Raw genomic sequence first — 15,219 nt, forward strand, 5'->3', positions numbered from 1 at the left:
GTCGAATCGGGCGTGGTGTTCCCGCCCGACCGAGGCCCCATGGCGCGGTAGGCCCGCCAACACTCATCTCAAAGCAGACGTGTTCAAGGGAGAGCGTGCCAATGGGGTCGAATCGGGCGTGGTGTTCCCGCCCGACCGAGGCCCCATGGCGCGGTAGGCCCGCCAACACTCATCTCAAAGCAGACGTGTTCAAGGGAGAGCGTGCCAATGGGGTCGAATCGGGCGTGCTTTTCCCGCCCGACCGAGCGCCCCATGGCGCGCTAGGCCCGCCAACACTCATCTCAAAGCAGACGTGTTCAAGGGAGAGCGCGCCCATTAGGGCTGCTGCGTATACAGCACGCCGTAACAGAGATAGACGAACCTTTTCGCCTGCATTTGCCTGCATTTAAATGGAAAGCGGCCAGCTTTGGCTGGGATTTCGCTGGCGCTTGCGGGGGGCTTATGTTGCCGCAGTGCGGGTTTCGCTTGCCGTGCGTTCGGTGGTTATATGGCGTGCCCGGTGCCGGCAAGCGACAAGGAGGCCGTACCGCGACGGCCTCCTTGACCTCCGCGCGCCCGGCAGGTCGCGCGTCGCTGCGCGATGCCTTCCGCCGCCCATGCCCCCGTGATGCACCGGCCCGGTTAGCGCTCCCGGCGCCACCGGGCCTTTCGCCGCTCCCGGCGGCTCATGCCGGGGGCACAGGCGCCGTCAGCGCGCTTTATGCCGGTCCACATGTCGCTGTTCGTACTGCATGTTATGAAGCGATAGCGGCGCTGTTGCTTAGGATAAGGTCAGGCGTCGGCATAGGATTAACTAATATGGGATGCAACGAGTAGGGAATACAGCTGGCGCAGCGAAAAACCGGTTATTCAGACATGCCCTTACCCGTTATCGTTATGCAGTCGAACAGTAAAACATTCATCATTCAGCGTTAAGTTTTAGCAGTAAAAAATACGCTTTCAGCCATCAGCCACTAAAAAAATGAATACTGATAGTTTTCCCGGTAAGCGCATACCGCTAAGAACCCCAAAACGCCGATTTGCTCACAGGCGATGGTGTTGACGTGATGCCGGCATAGAGTGCGCCGGCGGCGCGCATCGCGGCTGGATGAGCCGCCGGGAGCGGCGAAAGCCCGGATTGCGCTGGGAGCGCATATCGGGCGGTCCAAAAAGCCGGGATGCAGCGCTGCCGGGAACCGCGCAGCGGCGCACGATCTGCCGGCCGCGCGGAGGTCAAAGAGGCCGTCGCGGTACGGCCTCTTTGACCTCCGCGCGGCCGGCACTGCATATAACAACCGAACGCACTGCAAGCGAAACCTGCACCGCGGCATCATAAACCTTACCGCAACGACATAACCCCCGCCGCAAGCTACACCCCCCCGCCGTGGCGACATCCATATTCACGGGTGCCCAATATGATGGCCGGACCATATCTGCCCGCCAACGCCGAACTCAACACAGATATGTCCAAGGGAGCACGCGCCAACGCCAGATCAGCGGTACTACACCTTCAGGCCGCCGCCTCCACGTCACTCACTTCTTCCGCCACTGCCGCCACCTCCTCAAGCTGAAACACCGCCATACTCTTCGCCAACTGCTGCGACTGCGCCTGCAGCGAACGCGTCGCCGCGCTTGATTCCTCCACCAACGAGGCGTTCTGCTGCGCCACCGCGTCCATCTGCGACACCGCCAGGCTAATCTGTTCAATGCCGCGGCTCTGCTCATCGGTGGCATTGGAAATCTCACGCATCAGCTTGGTCACCCGCATCACTTCCTCGGAAATTTCATCCATGGTCTCGCCGGCGGTATGGGCCATCTCCGACCCCTCGTTAACCCGCCCCTGCGACTCTTGGATCAACCCCTTGATCTCCTTCGCCGCCTCCGCGCTGCGATGGGCCAGGTTACGCACCTCCCCGGCCACCACCGCAAATCCCCTGCCCTGCTCGCCGGCGCGCGCCGCTTCCACCGCCGCGTTCAGCGCCAGGATATTGGTCTGGAACGCAATACCGTCAATCACGCCCAGGATATCGGCGATACGACGCGAACTCGCGGTAATCGCCTGCATCTTTTCAATCACGTAACAGACCACCTCGCTCCCCTTGTCGGCGGTATCGGACACCGCCCTGGCCAGCTCATGGGCCTGACGGGCATGCTCGGCATTCAGTTTCACCGTCTGGGTCAGCTGCTCCATACTCGCCGCCGTCTGTTCAAGCGCCGCGGCGGAGGCTTCTGTCCGCTGGGAAAGATGGGTATTGCCCTGGGCCAATTCCCGCGTGCCGGTATCGATTTGGCCGCCCGCCACACGCACCTCGCTCACGGTGCCGGCCAGCGCATCCTGCATCAACGACAGCGCATTGTTCAGACGCGCCAGCTCGGTGGCTTTACTGGCGCTCACCGGATAATACAGCGAGCCGGCGGCAATATGTTCCAGATGGACAATGGCGCCATCCAGCGGACGCAGGATAAATCTGCGCACCGCCAGCCAGGCTATCACCGACAACACCAGGGCCAGCACACAGGCGACAATCGTCAGCATCAACTGGATACGGGCGGCATCGGCGGCGTCACGCTGGATCTGCTGCCCGGTCTGCAGCGCATAGTGCTGAAAAGTGTCCAGCGCCTTATCCATCTCCAGGCTGAGCGGAGTAAGCTGCGTCTCCAGCACCTGATAATACCCGTCCGGATTCGCATTATTCAGGGCGACCATGACAGGCTTAACGCCCTGTTCATTATAACGCTGATACACCAGGTTCAGCTGCTGGGCGCGCCTGGCGCCCTCGGCGGTCACCGAACCGGTCGCCAGAAACGCCGCCATATCTTGGTCGGCCAGCTTGGCCAACGCCTTGACATTGGCCGTCGATGCCTGGGCTTCGTTGATAAGGCCGGTCTCATACTGCCTTACCGCCAGTGACGCCTCTGTGCGCGCCCTGAGCGAAGCGTTATAGCTGCGGGATAACAGGCCCAGCTCCTCGCCCTGAACCTGGTTAATGGCTTGCAGGGAACGTGAACTTTGCTGAATGGTACGAATGCCGATACCACCGACAATAAATAAAATAATGGTCATCACGATCAGCCAGGTCAGTAATCCAACCTTGACGCTCATGGTTTTCAACATAGCTCCGCCCCTGCATTTTCAGATGTTGATGAATACAAATCACCCGGCAGAGGCTGTACACTCCGCCCTGCATCGGTTATCGGTGGCACCGGCGAAGACTTTATCGATTCAGCGGGGATCAATCCGTTATATATCCGTTATGTGAGTCACCTCACAGGCCGGATTGGGTCGGTTAATTCGCCGCAGGCAAGTATTCGGCGGTGAACTACCGCATTTTTTGGTTATAATAGGCGCTAGGCCATTATTATTGGAAAGGTTAAGGAAACTGACATGAGCTTGAATCTGGTACCGGCAGGAAAAGATCTTCCCGAGGATATTTACGTCGTGATTGAAATCCCGGCCAACGCTTCCCCGATCAAATACGAAGTTGATAAAGCAACCGGTGCGCTGTTTGTCGATCGTTTCATGTCCACCGCGATGTTTTACCCTTGCAACTACGGTTACATCAACCATACCCTCTCGCTCGACGGGGATCCGGTCGATGTATTGGTGCCGACGCCGTACCCGCTGCAACCCGGTTCCGTTATTCGCTGCCGCCCGGTAGGCGTGCTCAAGATGACCGACGAAGCCGGCGAAGACGCCAAGCTGGTGGCGGTGCCGCACACCAAAATGACGAAAGAGTACGACAATGTGAAAGACGTGGAAGACTTGTCTCCGCTGCTGCGGGCGCAAATCACCCATTTCTTCGAACATTATAAAGATCTGGAAGCAGGCAAATGGGTGAAAGTGTCGGGCTGGGAAAACGCCGAAGCCGCAAAAGCGGAAATTATCGCCTCCTTCGAACGCGCTAAGAAATAAGTTACGCCTGTCCCTGTCCAGGAAATGCGCAAAGCCTGGTTTGCGCATTTCCTTGCCATCCCTCAGGGTTCAGGATTCTTCGGCGCGTTTTACCCAGTCCCCACTCAACAACCGCCGCAATCCCTCCACCGGCCGCTGGTAGACATACATCCAGGCGCCGCCGTAAGGCGTCGCGATCAGGGCCCGTTTATACTCGCCGCTTTTGGTGCGCAGGGCATCCAACTCGGCCAACGTCGAGGAATCAATGCGATATACCTCACAATATACCGTTCCCGTGCCGGGGACGACCGCCGGATAATGACCGAGATCGTATAATTCAAAGCCGGAGATCACGTGATCGCCTAACCACTGGCCGTTCGTCATCCAATGACTGTTGCCTTGATTGCGTCGCAGACTACCGTAGACAATTATTCGCATTGTTAAAACTCAAACTGATAGAGCAAGTCCAATGCCTGATCGAGACCAGACACGGCTTCCAGATAAAGTCTCGGCATTAAACGGTAACGTAACGTTAACGTTGCCAATGAATCAAAAATACCGACCCCATATTTAACTTGCAAGCCGGGTGCAACATAACCACTGACCACGACCTGGGACTCGTCGCCGACACCTTGCGTATCCAGGGTTAAATTACTTACCCCGAACGCTGCGCCGATTTTACCCACAAGTTGCCCACTTTGCGCAACCCCCATCCCGATTAACATCGACGTCATCGCGCTGCTGTCGGCGCCGGGCGTATTAAGCCCCTGGCCCCGCAGCAGGTAAGACAGCGCCTCCTGCTGCGATTTCACCGGTTCAGTGAACACCTCAAGCCGTGGCTGATCCGCCATGCCGGTCACCCTGACGCCGGCGATCACACCGTCCGCCGTGTTATCCGGGTTACGAATGGCCTCAACGTTCAGCAGCGGCTGATCCGGCGGACCGGCGAACATCAATTGCCCGCGCCGGACGCTCAAATCCTGCCCATAGGCCCGGAAACGGCCGTACGGGATATTGATCTGGCCGTTCAGGCCCAGGCCCTGCTTATCCTGGATCATTTTCAGATCGCCCTCCAGCCGCGCCTTCAGTCCGAAGGCATCCAGCCGCACATCGCGGCCGACATGGATAACCAGGTTGCTGTTGATAACCGTGTTGACCTTTGCCTGTTCCACCGGGCGCAGCTGCTTATCGAGGATCACTTCGTCGGGCGACACGCCCACCGCGCTCGGCGGCAATTCCTTCACCTCGATCCGCGCCCAGGGTATATCGACCCGGCCGTTAAGGGTAAAGACCTGCGGCGCGGCCTCCAACACAATATCAGGTGAGACATCCATGCGCACCATGGGCGGCACGGTAATTCTTATCCCGGAGCCCTGGGCGGCGATCCGCGCGCGCCAGGCGCTGATATTGCTCCAGTCGGCGCTGCCGCCAAGGTTAAGCTGTCCATGGGTGGTATGGATAACCCCTTGCAGTGTCGAACTGGTGCCGTTGAACACCATCGCCAGACGGCTCTCATTCATGGCAAACGGCATCCAGTTGCCGCGCATCAGCAGCCGGTCCAGGCCCAATTGCCCATACAGCTGCGGCCGGGCGACGCTGCCGCCGACGCGCAGACGGGCGTCCAGGATGCCGGCGGCGCTTTCTCCCCGCGACAAAATGGGGTTAAGGACAGACAGCGACAGCCGGCTGATAGTAACGTCGCCGGAAAGCGTGCGCCGCCCCTGGGGATCGGCCACCGCCACCTGGCCGGTAAACTGGCCGTTGCCGGCAATGCCCACCTGCCAGTCCAGACGCGCGCGGTCGTGATCCAGGCCGGCGTTGAGATTTAACGTCTCGAAGGCTACCGGCAACGCATTGCCCTGGACATTTTGTACCACCTTTACCCCCCTGCCCACCAGGGCGATTCGCGCCTGGGGCAATCCGCCGCCCGGTTGCCAGCTCACCTCCGCCCGGCCGGTAAACAGGCCGCTCAGCGCGGTGTCCGCCGGCAGGAAGGGACGGATCATCGCCAGATCGAAACGCTCGAGCACCACCGCGGCCCGGCCGCCGGCGCCGGCGTCGATGGCGGCGGGAACACAAAGCCGGGCGTTGGGATTCTGCCAGCAGTGGGGGCCGATAACGACGCGCTGCGAGCTATGCTGATAATCCAGCGTCATGGCGCGGGTTAACCGCCAGTCGCCCACCGGCGTGCCGATACGCGTCTGGGTCAGGGCGCCTTGCCAGCGCTGCCGCTGCCGATCATACCCGCCGTTAAGCGATAACTCGCCGGCAATCGGATCGCCCTGCAAATTCAGGCGCAGCTGGTGGCGGCGCTCGTCGCCGGTTACCGCCAGGCTAAGCTGGCGCACCAGCAGGTTATCCTGCTGGAGTTGATCCAGGCGCAGGTTCAGGTCGCCGCGCACGATATCGCTAACGCGGAGATTGCCGGCCAGGGCGATGCGACGCACGGCCAGGGACTGCCAGCGCAGCCCGACGGCGTTCAGATCCATGTTGACCTGCGGCGTCTGCCGCTCGCCCCGTACCGTGAACCGGCCGCGGGCGGTGCCGGCCAGGCCGGGCAGGACGCCGTTCAGGTTCGGCGCATCGAGCACGGCGTCGAGAGCCAGTTGCTGGTTTAAATCACCCTTGATATCCAGGCTGTTGCGCCCCAGCGCCAGCCGGAGATCGGGAATATGCCACTGCCCGGCGGCGTTGCCGCTCAGGGAACCGCGGGCGGTCACCGGGTTTTGTTTGATATTGCCGTTAAGCGTCAGTTCGGGGATACGCAGCTGCCAGCTGCCGCCATGGATGCTGCCCCGGGTGGAAATCTTGCCCGCGAGCCGGGCCGGCCAATCGGGCCATTGCCGGGCGGTATTGATGCCGCTGAGCGTCAGTTCGCTCCGCCAGCTCACCGCGTCGCTCCAGTCAATCACCGCCGTCAGATCGGTCGTTCCCTCCAGAGCCGCCACGCGCAGGCGCGTCAAGGTAAACTGCGTGGGATTGCCTTTCCCCTCAAGGGACAGATCCGCCGGCGGCAGGCCCTCGCCGCTGACGGCGCCCTGCATGGCAAGCGTATAATCCACCGCCTTGCCATCAACCTTCAGCGCCAGATCGCGCAGGCGATATTGCGGTTCGCCGGTCAACGGCCACTGCGCGCCAGGACTGGCGAACGTCACCTCCAGCGGCAGGCCGCTGTCGGCCAGGCGCAGGCCGGCATTGATTTGCGCCTTGACCGGCCCCGAAAAATTCAGGGCGGTATCCAGGCGATCGCGTAAACTGCCGCCGACCGTCAGCCTGATCCTCTCGCCCTTGACCGGATCGATATTCAGTTGGGTGTTAACGGTTAATTCCAGCGGCCATTGTCCCTCCAGGCGCGCCTTGCCGCTGGCGCTCAGCAAACCCTGCACGGCGTCGATGCGCAGGCGTTCCAGGGTGATCTCCCGATCCAGCGTCCGCCCCTGCATCAGGAAGCTTGTTACCTGGATATCGGTATCGCCGGTAAGCCGCAGGTCCGTACCGCGCAGTTCCTGCAGTTGGATATTGAGCGGCACCTGGATATCCGGCAATCCGGGCAACACGGGGGCGGCGAAGAGCGCCTTTAAGGTTTCCGCCAAGGGCGGCGCCTGTGCCGCCGCCTTTTCGGCCGCCAGGCGGGCGGCGGCGCGTCGTTGCTCATCGGTCTGGGCCACGGCGTCGATTGCCTGGTCGGCCAGCACCGCCGCCGCTTTCGGCAGGGCCACCAGCAGGCCATTAATCTCCGTGGGCGTGACGATAAGCGTATTGCCGCGAAAATCCATGCCGGTGTGGAACCTGTCCAGGGCGATGACCGTATGGTCGATTTGCACCCGCACCCCGTTGACGCTGAGATTACGCAGGATCAGCGGATAGGGGGTACTTATCGCCGTGGTGTCCTGCGCCGCGGCCGGGGCGTCCGGCTGGCCCGGCGCCAGCGCGGCGGTGTCAATCGCCACATCCACCCCGCTCAAGGCAAGATCGTTGACGCACAGCGCACTGTGCCGAAAGCAGGAGAAATCAAGCGCGAGATGCAGCTCGTTCGCGTTTACCGTCATGCCCGGCTGCTGATAGCGCACCCCCTTCAGCGTCAGATCGCGCCAGCCGCCGCTGACGCTGACGATGTCCAGTCCCGGCACCCAGCGCGCGGCGCCGTTCAGCAGCAGATGCAGGCCGCTGGTGGTGCCGATCAGATACGCCAGCGCGCCGAGCAGCAGTACGATAACGGTCAGGATGCCGAGGCCGATTTTTTTTGCAAGACTCATAGTTCTGTCCCTAATCCTATGTAGAACTGCAATCCATGTTCCTCGGGATCGCCTACGGGCGCGGCCACGTCCAGTTTGATCGGGCCTACCGGCGACTGCCATCTTACCCCGACGCCGGCGCCGGTTTTCAGGCTGGTCTGCCGGAAATCATTCACCGCCTGGCCGGTATCGATAAAGGTGGCTCCCCACCACCTGCCGGTCACATTGTATTGATACTCCAGGGAACCGGTGGCCAGCTTCGAGGCGCCGGTGAGCTTGCCATCCTCGTCGCGGGGAGATATGGCCCGGAACCGGTAGCCGCGGATGCTGCGATCGCCGCCGGCGAAAAAACGCAGGGACGGCGGCACGCGATCAAAATTATTGGTTTCGATCCAGCCCAGGTTATAGCGCGCCACGAAACGGTGTTTATCCGCCAGGGTGCGTACCCAGACGTTTTGCGCCTGCAGAATGAAAAAATCCACATCCGAGCCCCAGGTGGTATCGGACACGTCGATGGAATAACGCTGGGAGTCGCCCCAGGTGGGCATCAGCCCGCCGCGCTGCCGGGTACGGTTAACCGTGAAGCCGGGATAGAGCAGCATGGTGGTATCGGTGACATTGGCCTGGGTAAAATGGTCCAGGCTCCAGCGCAGGTTGACCGAGCGCTGCCAGCCGGAAGAAGAATCCCAGAAGCGCGCCACGTTGACCGTGGTGGCATCGGATTTGGTATCGTTAAGGTCTTCGCGCTTAAACCCGCTTTGCACCACATAATATTGCTCCAGCGGGCTTTTTTGCAGCGGGATTTTATAACTGAAATCCAGCGCCTGCTCGGGAGCGGATACGCTCAGCGTGGTCTGCAGGCTATGGCCCCGGTCGTTGAGCCAGGGCCGGTTCCAGGTGGTTCTGACCCGGGGCCCGACGTCGGAGGCAAATCCGACCCCGGTTTCGATAATATTGCGGCTGCGCGGCGTTACCACCGCGTCCAGCGGCAGGACCTTATTGGTTTTCCCGGCGCTGAAATCGGGCGAGACCACCACCGAGTTAAACCAGTTGGTGGCGGCAAGCTGGCGGTTAAGCTCCGCCAGCGAGACGGCGCTGTACTCGTCGCCCTCGCGGATAGCGGGAATATTCTGCAGGTAGTCCTCGCGGATTTGCGCGCCGTGAAAACGCACCTTGCCGAAGCGGTAACGCTGGCCGCTGTCAAAGATCACATCCCAGAACGCTTCGTGGCGTTCCGGCGATACGCCAAGCTGCCGCTTGGGGAAATCCGCGTCAAAATAACCGTTGCGTACCGCCAGGCCGGTCATGCCGCTGATAAAGTTGGTGTAATCGCCATGGTTGAGCACGCTGCCGATGGCCGGCCGGCTGCGCCGCACCAGGCCCAGGTAATCCCTATCGGTGCGCGCGTCGCCGCGCAGACTGATGTTCACGCCGGCGATTTTCACCGGCTGGCCGGGCGCGACCTTGGCCAGCAGCACGGGCCGTCCGCCGTTGACCGCCGGGCGGAACTCAAAATCGATTTGCGGCGAGTAGTAGCCCAGGGCGCGCAGCCCTTCCCGCACCACGCCGTCGACGCGCGCCTGGAATCGCGCATCGGCCGTGATTTCATCCGCGCCGATGGTGGACAGGCGCGCGCGGACATTACGCTGCAATTCTCCCTCCAGTCCTTCCACCTGCAATCGCACGTTGGCGGCGTAGGACCATGGCGTAGCCAGTAGAATGCAAAACAGGCAAAGAAGGCGATTATTTGGCACGCTGGCTCCTGAATTTTCTTACTTTCCCGCGGGTGGATTCCTTACGCGCACAATCGCCGTCATATTTATTATTAAACGACCCTGGGGTTGTTTTTAGTCCTTTTACCCTAAAATACAGTCATAGGCTTACAGCTTAACGTAATATTGGCGTTTATTGTCTGTAAAGAAAGTGTACAAGACAACAGGCAATAGCCCATTATTTCGATAATCGTCTCAACAGGAGTCTATCGTGGCGCAGAATTTTGATAAAACCCAGCTTGTATCACAAAGCGAAGCCCTGCCGGGCCGCCTGACGCCGATGCCGGTGGCGACCACCCATGTGGTTAACGGCCATTCCATGACTCACGTTCCCGATCATATGGAGGTGGCGCTGTTCGCCATGGGATGTTATTGGGGCGTGGAGCGTTTGTTCTGGCAGATCCCGGGGGTTTACAGCACGGCGGCGGGGTTTGCCGGCGGCTATACGCCGAACCCCACCTATCGCGAAGTCTGTACCGGCCAGACCGGCCATGCGGAAGCGGTGCGGGTGGTGTTTGACCCGGCAATCATCAGCTATCGCGAGCTGTTGCAGTATTTCTGGGAAAATCACGATCCGGCGCAGGGTATGCGCCAGGGCGGCGATATCGGTTCGCAATATCGCTCCGCGATTTTTGTGCTGACCCCGGAGCAGGAACGCGAGGCGCAGGCCAGCAAACAGCGTTTCCAGCAGGCGATGGAGCAGGCCGGCGATCGGCGCGCCATCACCACCGCCATCGAACCGGCCACGCCGTTCTACTATGCCGAGGACGAGCACCAGCAATATCTGCACAAAAATCCGCAGGGGTACTGTAATCTCGGCGGCATCGGGGTATGCATGCCGCCGCAGGCGTAATCTCGCCAGCGGGGCCTGTTGATAAACCGGCTCTGGCCAAGACGCCGGAAACCATCACGTTATTAATCTTAGCAGCCCCCAGGGGGCTGCTGTTATACTGTGCCCACTGTCGGTCGGGCAGTTGATGACGTCGCGTATCCGCAACGGGCTGACCATTGTCGCTGCAGGCTGCCCGCAGCCGTAAATGACGTTTCGGCTCCCCGTAACAGACTGAAATATGTTATCTTTAACCAACACGTTGCCCTTCAAAGGCGCGCTGGCATAACTGTCAGCCCGAAGTGGTCGAATTATGCTAAACAGTATCCTGCTTATCCTGCTATTAATCGCGGTGAGCGCATTTTTTTCCGTATCGGAAATCTCCCTCGCCGCTTCGCGCAAAATTAAACTCAAGCTGATGGCGGATGAAGGGAATATCAACGCCAAACGCGTGCTTAAGCTCCAGGAGACGCCCGGCATCTTCTTTACCGTCATCCAAATCGGCCTGAACGCGGTGGCTATCCTCGGCGGTATCGTGGGCGATGCGGCGTTCTCACCTTCCTTCGCCTCCATTCTTATTCGTTTTATGTCGCCGGAGATGGCCGATCAAATCAGTTTTATCTGTTCATTTACGCTGGTCACCAGCCTGTTTATCCTGTTCGCCGATTTAACCCCGAAACGCATCGGTATGATTTCACCGGAGGCTTGCGCCATCCGGATTATCAACCCGATGCGCTTCTGCCTGCTGGTTTTCCGCCCGCTGGTCTGGCTGTTTAACGGTTTGGCCAACGTCATTTTCCGCATGCTGAAGCTGCCGATGGTGCGCAAGGACGACATTACCTCCGATGATATCTACGCGGTGGTGGAGGCCGGCGCGCTGGCGGGCGTGCTGCGCAAGCAAGAGCATGAGCTCATCGAGAATGTGTTTGAGCTGGAGTCCCGCACGGTGCCCTCGTCCATGACGTCGCGCGAAAGCATCATCTATTTCGATTTGCGCGAGACCGAGGACAGTATAAAAGAAAAAATCTCAACGCATCCTCACTCAAAGTTTTTGGTCTGCGACGCCAACATTGACCATATTGTCGGTTATGTGGATTCGAAAGATTTGCTTAACCGCGTGCTGGGCAACCAAAGCCTGGCGTTGAACAGCGGCGTCCAGATCCGCTCGGCGCTGATCGTACCGGATACCCTGACCCTGTCGGAAGCGCTGGAAAGCTTCAAGACCGCGGGCGAGGACTTTGCGGTGATCCTTAACGAATACGCGCTGGTGGTGGGCATCATTACCCTTAACGACGTGATGACCACCCTGATGGGCGACCTGGTGGGACAGGGGCTGGAAGAGCAGATCGTTACCCGTGACGAGAATTCGTGGCTTATCGAGGGCGGCACGCCCATCGACGACGTGATGCGGGTGCTGCATATCGATGAGTTCCCGCAGGCGGGAAATTATGAAACCATCGGCGGGTTTATGATGTTCATGCTGCGCAAGATACCTAAACGTACTGATTTTGTGCGCTATGGCGGCTATAAATTCGAAGTGGTGGACATCGACAGCTATAAAATCGATCAGCTGCTGGTGACCCGTATTGAGGAAAAATCCACGCTGGTGCTGGCCAAGACGACGGACACCTCGCACGTTGCCTGAGGCGAAAGTCCGGTCCACGTCCCGCCGTTAGGCGCGATTTATCCTGCCCCCGGGCGCGCAGTCGCCGGGGGGCAGGTCATTATCGTATTGCGGACAAGGTAATCAGGAAAAGGGCCGGTCAGCCCATGTCGGACTGGAGCCGCATGACCTGCCGGTTGACTTCCGACATGACGTGGAAATGCTGCTTGTCGCGCACCTTCGGCAGCAAAATCTTGCCTTTATCAAATTCGAAGGCGCCGAAGCCTTTGATATAAATACGACCGCGGAATAAAGTCTTAACGTAGGTTGCTACCTTGATAGCGTTATAGCGATGGAAGATTCTCATTTTTTTACTCAACTCCCGTTATTTTTCTCGTCCTGCCGTTGCGTTGTTAAACCCGGCAAGGGAACTCACACTAGCACTTTATAAGAGTCTTCATATGTGCTTAAGTTCACGCAACAACAGAACACTGAGCTGCTTTTACACAATTTGACAGAATGCTATAAAAGCCCTATCTATTACAGCAGTACTAATATGCTGAAAACGCATTAGCTTGGTCATCCGGCGCAATACGACGATCGGGGTGGTAACCCCCTCGCCCGGCGCCGATCCGGGCCTCCCTTCGCTTAAAGGAGCCGCATCATGCGCTGCCCGTTAATCGTATTACTCCTGGCATGGCCGCTATCCTGCGGCGCCCTTGCCCATAGCCTGGTTATCGGCAAGACCCTACCTAAGGTGGCGGTCGCCGAACAAGGCGAATTGCTGCTCCAGAAAGAGAAGTTTAGCTATAAATTCTGGGATAGCTCGCAGCTCGCGGGAAAAATCAGACTGGTGCAACATATTGCCGCCCAATCCTCCGCCAGCGAGATGAACGCCGCGATGATTGAGGCGCTCAAGAAAACCAACTTACCGGCAAAATATTACCAAACGACGACAATCATCAACGAAAACGACGCCGTCTTCGGCAGCGGGCCCTCGTTCGCCCGCAACTGGGTGGAAAATCACAAGACCATTTATCCCGGTTCCCAGTTTATTCTGGATGCCCATGGCAATGTACTGCAGGCGTGGCATCTGCAGCCGAAAAGCTCGGCGGTCATGGTATTGGATGCCCAGGGGCGGGTACGGTATGCCAAGGAGGGCGCGCTGTCGTTTGCCGAGATACAGCAGGTCACCACGCTGCTGCGCCGCCTGTTGCCAGGCGGCGCGCATTAAGGCCGGTTCAGAACAACGACACCCTGAAACCCGGATTCAGAAAGGATTCGCGGGGATGGTAATCCAACGTGCGTCCGGTCCAGTCGTTGACCAGCGCGCCGGCGGCGGCGGCCACCGCATGGCCGGCGGCGGTATCCCAGACGCTGGTCGGTCCGAAGCGGGGATAAAGCTGCGCGCTGCCTTCCGCCACCAGGCAAAATTTCAGCGAGGAGCCGATGGTCACCGTTTGATGCTCGCCCAGTTGGGCCAGATAATCCTGTAATTCGCTATCGTCGCTGTGCGAACGGCTGATGACCACCAGCGGGGGCCGGGCCTCCTTGCAGTGGATGACCAGCCGTTCGCCGTCAGGCGTTATCTTCCAGGCATTGCCGGCGTCGGCGGCGTAAAGAATATCGGTGGCCGGGGCATACACCACGCCCATTACCGGCTGGCCGTCTTCGATCAAGGCAATATTCACCGTGAACTCGCCGTTGCGCCGCAAAAACTCCTTGGTGCCGTCCAACGGGTCCACCAGCCAGAAGCGGGTCCAGCCGCGGCGCACGTCCCACGCCGGCGGGTCCTCTTCGGACAGAATGGGAATATCGGGCGCCAGCGCCTTCAGTCCGGCGACAATAACCCGATGCGCCGCCAGATCGGCGGCGGTGAGCGGTGAATCGTCGGTTTTATGGGTCAGCTCGACGGGCGCACCGCCATCGTAGACCCGCATAATCGCAGCGCCCGCCTCACGCGAGAGCCGGCTAATCTGTTCAATCATGTCTCACCTCTGGATCATTACATCATATTCACCAGACTAGCTTTTTTTCACAAAATAGCCATCGGAATAATCTAGCGGCGGGTGTCGGCGGCGGGGCGCGCCAAACGCGCCCCGCGGGGATCAGAGGATTTCCAGCAGCTCGACTTCGAAGATCAGCGCGCTGAACGGCGGTATGGACGCGCCGGCGCCGCGCTCGCCATAGGCCAGGTTGTGCGGAATGTACAATTCCCACTTCGAGCCGACCGGCATCAGCGTCAGGGCTTCTATCCAGCCGGGAATAACCCCGTTAACCGGAAACTCCGCCGGCTGGCCGCGCTGTACCGAACTGTCGAATACCGTGCCGTCCAGCAAACGCCCGGTATAATGGACGCTCACGCGGTCCTGGCGGCTCGGTATGGCGCCGTCGCCCTGCGCCAGGACCTTAAACTGCAAACCGGACTCCGTCTGGCGCACGCCCTCTTCCTTGGCATTGGCGTCCAGGAATTGCTGTCCCGCCACCGCCAGATGCTGCTGGCGATCGAGGCGAACCGCGTCCGCGCGTTCATGGATAATGCGCAGGGCGCGGTGGATGGCGTCAACCGGCACCGCCGGGGAATTGCCGGCCAGCGCATCGCTCAGCCCGGCCAGCAGGGCCTCGGGCAGCAGGCCTTCCAGTCCCGACTCCTGCAACTGCTGGCCCACTTGTAAACCAATGCCGTAACTGGCCTGGGCTTCCACGCTGTCTAAAGAAGGTACGCTCATGTTTTTTCCTTGAAATGGTAAAAAGCGAAAGGCGCAGCATAACAGCGCAGGCGTTTGGGGTAAAATCCTCTATGATGAATATGAGTCCTGCATCGGGCAGGCAGGCTTCTTGCTTACCGGTCAATTAAGCTATGGAGGTTCCCTGTGCGCCGCTTTATACTCGCGAGGGTTACAACAGGT

The 15,219-nt window shown here is 59.7% G+C and carries 11 protein-coding genes; 4 read left to right on the top strand and 7 right to left on the bottom strand.

The annotated features are described in order from the left end of the window. Positions 1 to 1,489: 1,489 nt before the first annotated feature. Positions 1,490 to 3,094: a methyl-accepting chemotaxis protein gene (locus ACL2XF_RS16605; RefSeq protein ID WP_410016532.1), complete on the bottom strand. Its 1,605-nt coding sequence runs from the start codon at positions 3,092 to 3,094 to the stop codon at positions 1,490 to 1,492. A gap of 270 nt (positions 3,095 to 3,364) precedes the next feature. Between ACL2XF_RS16605 and ppa the strand changes: the two genes are divergently transcribed. Continuing rightward, on the top strand, positions 3,365 to 3,892 hold the full coding sequence (gene ppa, locus ACL2XF_RS16610) for an inorganic diphosphatase (protein ID WP_410016533.1): 528 nt from the start codon (positions 3,365 to 3,367) through the stop codon (positions 3,890 to 3,892). 69 nt (positions 3,893 to 3,961) lie between these two features. Here the strand turns inward: ppa and ACL2XF_RS16615 are convergent, their stop codons facing one another. The 3 genes from ACL2XF_RS16615 to tamA are packed head-to-tail and all read right to left on the bottom strand — an operon-like array spanning position 3,962 to position 9,860. Next, positions 3,962 to 4,309, bottom strand: a complete 348-nt coding sequence (locus tag ACL2XF_RS16615) for a gamma-glutamylcyclotransferase (protein ID WP_410016534.1) — start codon at positions 4,307 to 4,309, stop codon at positions 3,962 to 3,964. Between the two features lie 2 nt (positions 4,310 to 4,311). After that, the gene (gene tamB, locus ACL2XF_RS16620) at positions 4,312 to 8,127 is read right to left on the bottom strand and encodes an autotransporter assembly complex protein TamB (RefSeq protein WP_413727187.1); all 3,816 of its coding nucleotides are present in this window, start codon (positions 8,125 to 8,127) and stop codon (positions 4,312 to 4,314) included. Continuing rightward, positions 8,124 to 9,860, bottom strand: coding sequence for an autotransporter assembly complex protein TamA (tamA, locus tag ACL2XF_RS16625; RefSeq protein ID WP_410016536.1), 1,737 nt, complete (start codon positions 9,858 to 9,860; stop codon positions 8,124 to 8,126). The genes tamB and tamA overlap by 4 nt, the downstream gene beginning before the upstream one ends. Positions 9,861 to 10,089: 229 nt before the next feature. Between tamA and msrA the strand changes: the two genes are divergently transcribed. Both msrA and ACL2XF_RS16635 read left to right on the top strand, forming a co-directional pair. Then, positions 10,090 to 10,731, top strand: coding sequence for a peptide-methionine (S)-S-oxide reductase MsrA (gene msrA / locus ACL2XF_RS16630; RefSeq protein WP_410016537.1), 642 nt, complete (start codon positions 10,090 to 10,092; stop codon positions 10,729 to 10,731). Between the two features lie 289 nt (positions 10,732 to 11,020). Then, a complete protein-coding gene (locus ACL2XF_RS16635; protein ID WP_410016538.1) occupies positions 11,021 to 12,352 on the top strand; it encodes a hemolysin family protein in 1,332 nt (443 codons plus the stop codon). A 118-nt stretch (positions 12,353 to 12,470) separates the two neighbouring features. Here the strand turns inward: ACL2XF_RS16635 and ACL2XF_RS16640 are convergent, their stop codons facing one another. After that, positions 12,471 to 12,677, bottom strand: a complete 207-nt coding sequence (locus tag ACL2XF_RS16640) for a DUF1107 domain-containing protein (RefSeq protein ID WP_162364102.1) — start codon at positions 12,675 to 12,677, stop codon at positions 12,471 to 12,473. Positions 12,678 to 12,974: 297 nt separating this feature from the next. On the opposite strand from ACL2XF_RS16640, the gene ACL2XF_RS16645 reads away from it, so the two are divergent. Beyond that, positions 12,975 to 13,544: a YtfJ family protein gene (locus tag ACL2XF_RS16645; protein ID WP_410016539.1), complete on the top strand. Its 570-nt coding sequence runs from the start codon at positions 12,975 to 12,977 to the stop codon at positions 13,542 to 13,544. Positions 13,545 to 13,551: 7 nt separating this feature from the next. On the opposite strand, the gene cysQ is transcribed toward ACL2XF_RS16645, so the two are convergent. Both cysQ and ACL2XF_RS16655 read right to left on the bottom strand, forming a co-directional pair. Further along, positions 13,552 to 14,298, bottom strand: coding sequence for a 3'(2'),5'-bisphosphate nucleotidase CysQ (gene cysQ / locus ACL2XF_RS16650; protein ID WP_413727188.1), 747 nt, complete (start codon positions 14,296 to 14,298; stop codon positions 13,552 to 13,554). A gap of 120 nt (positions 14,299 to 14,418) precedes the next feature. After that, entirely contained in the window at positions 14,419 to 15,039 is a 621-nt protein-coding gene (locus tag ACL2XF_RS16655) for a peptidylprolyl isomerase (RefSeq protein WP_410016541.1), read from the bottom strand. Positions 15,040 to 15,219: the final 180 nt, after the last annotated feature.

This window comes from Sodalis sp. RH19 (genome assembly GCF_047324215.1).
Taxonomy (GTDB): Bacteria; Pseudomonadota; Gammaproteobacteria; order Enterobacterales; family Enterobacteriaceae; genus Acerihabitans.

What these genes read in the sequence shown, in the direction of transcription:
- ACL2XF_RS16605 (WP_410016532.1), bottom strand. Translation starts at nt 3,094, where the DNA reads ATGTTGAAAACCATGAGCGTCAAGGTTGGATTACTGACCTGGCTGATC.
- ppa (WP_410016533.1), top strand. Translation starts at nt 3,365, where the DNA reads ATGAGCTTGAATCTGGTACCGGCAGGAAAAGATCTTCCCGAGGATATT.
- ACL2XF_RS16615 (WP_410016534.1), bottom strand. Translation starts at nt 4,309, where the DNA reads ATGCGAATAATTGTCTACGGTAGTCTGCGACGCAATCAAGGCAACAGT.
- tamB (WP_413727187.1), bottom strand. Translation starts at nt 8,127, where the DNA reads ATGAGTCTTGCAAAAAAAATCGGCCTCGGCATCCTGACCGTTATCGTA.
- ACL2XF_RS16635 (WP_410016538.1), top strand. Translation starts at nt 11,021, where the DNA reads ATGCTAAACAGTATCCTGCTTATCCTGCTATTAATCGCGGTGAGCGCA.
- ACL2XF_RS16640 (WP_162364102.1), bottom strand. Translation starts at nt 12,677, where the DNA reads ATGAGAATCTTCCATCGCTATAACGCTATCAAGGTAGCAACCTACGTT.
- ACL2XF_RS16645 (WP_410016539.1), top strand. Translation starts at nt 12,975, where the DNA reads ATGCGCTGCCCGTTAATCGTATTACTCCTGGCATGGCCGCTATCCTGC.
- cysQ (WP_413727188.1), bottom strand. Translation starts at nt 14,298, where the DNA reads ATGATTGAACAGATTAGCCGGCTCTCGCGTGAGGCGGGCGCTGCGATT.
- ACL2XF_RS16655 (WP_410016541.1), bottom strand. Translation starts at nt 15,039, where the DNA reads ATGAGCGTACCTTCTTTAGACAGCGTGGAAGCCCAGGCCAGTTACGGC.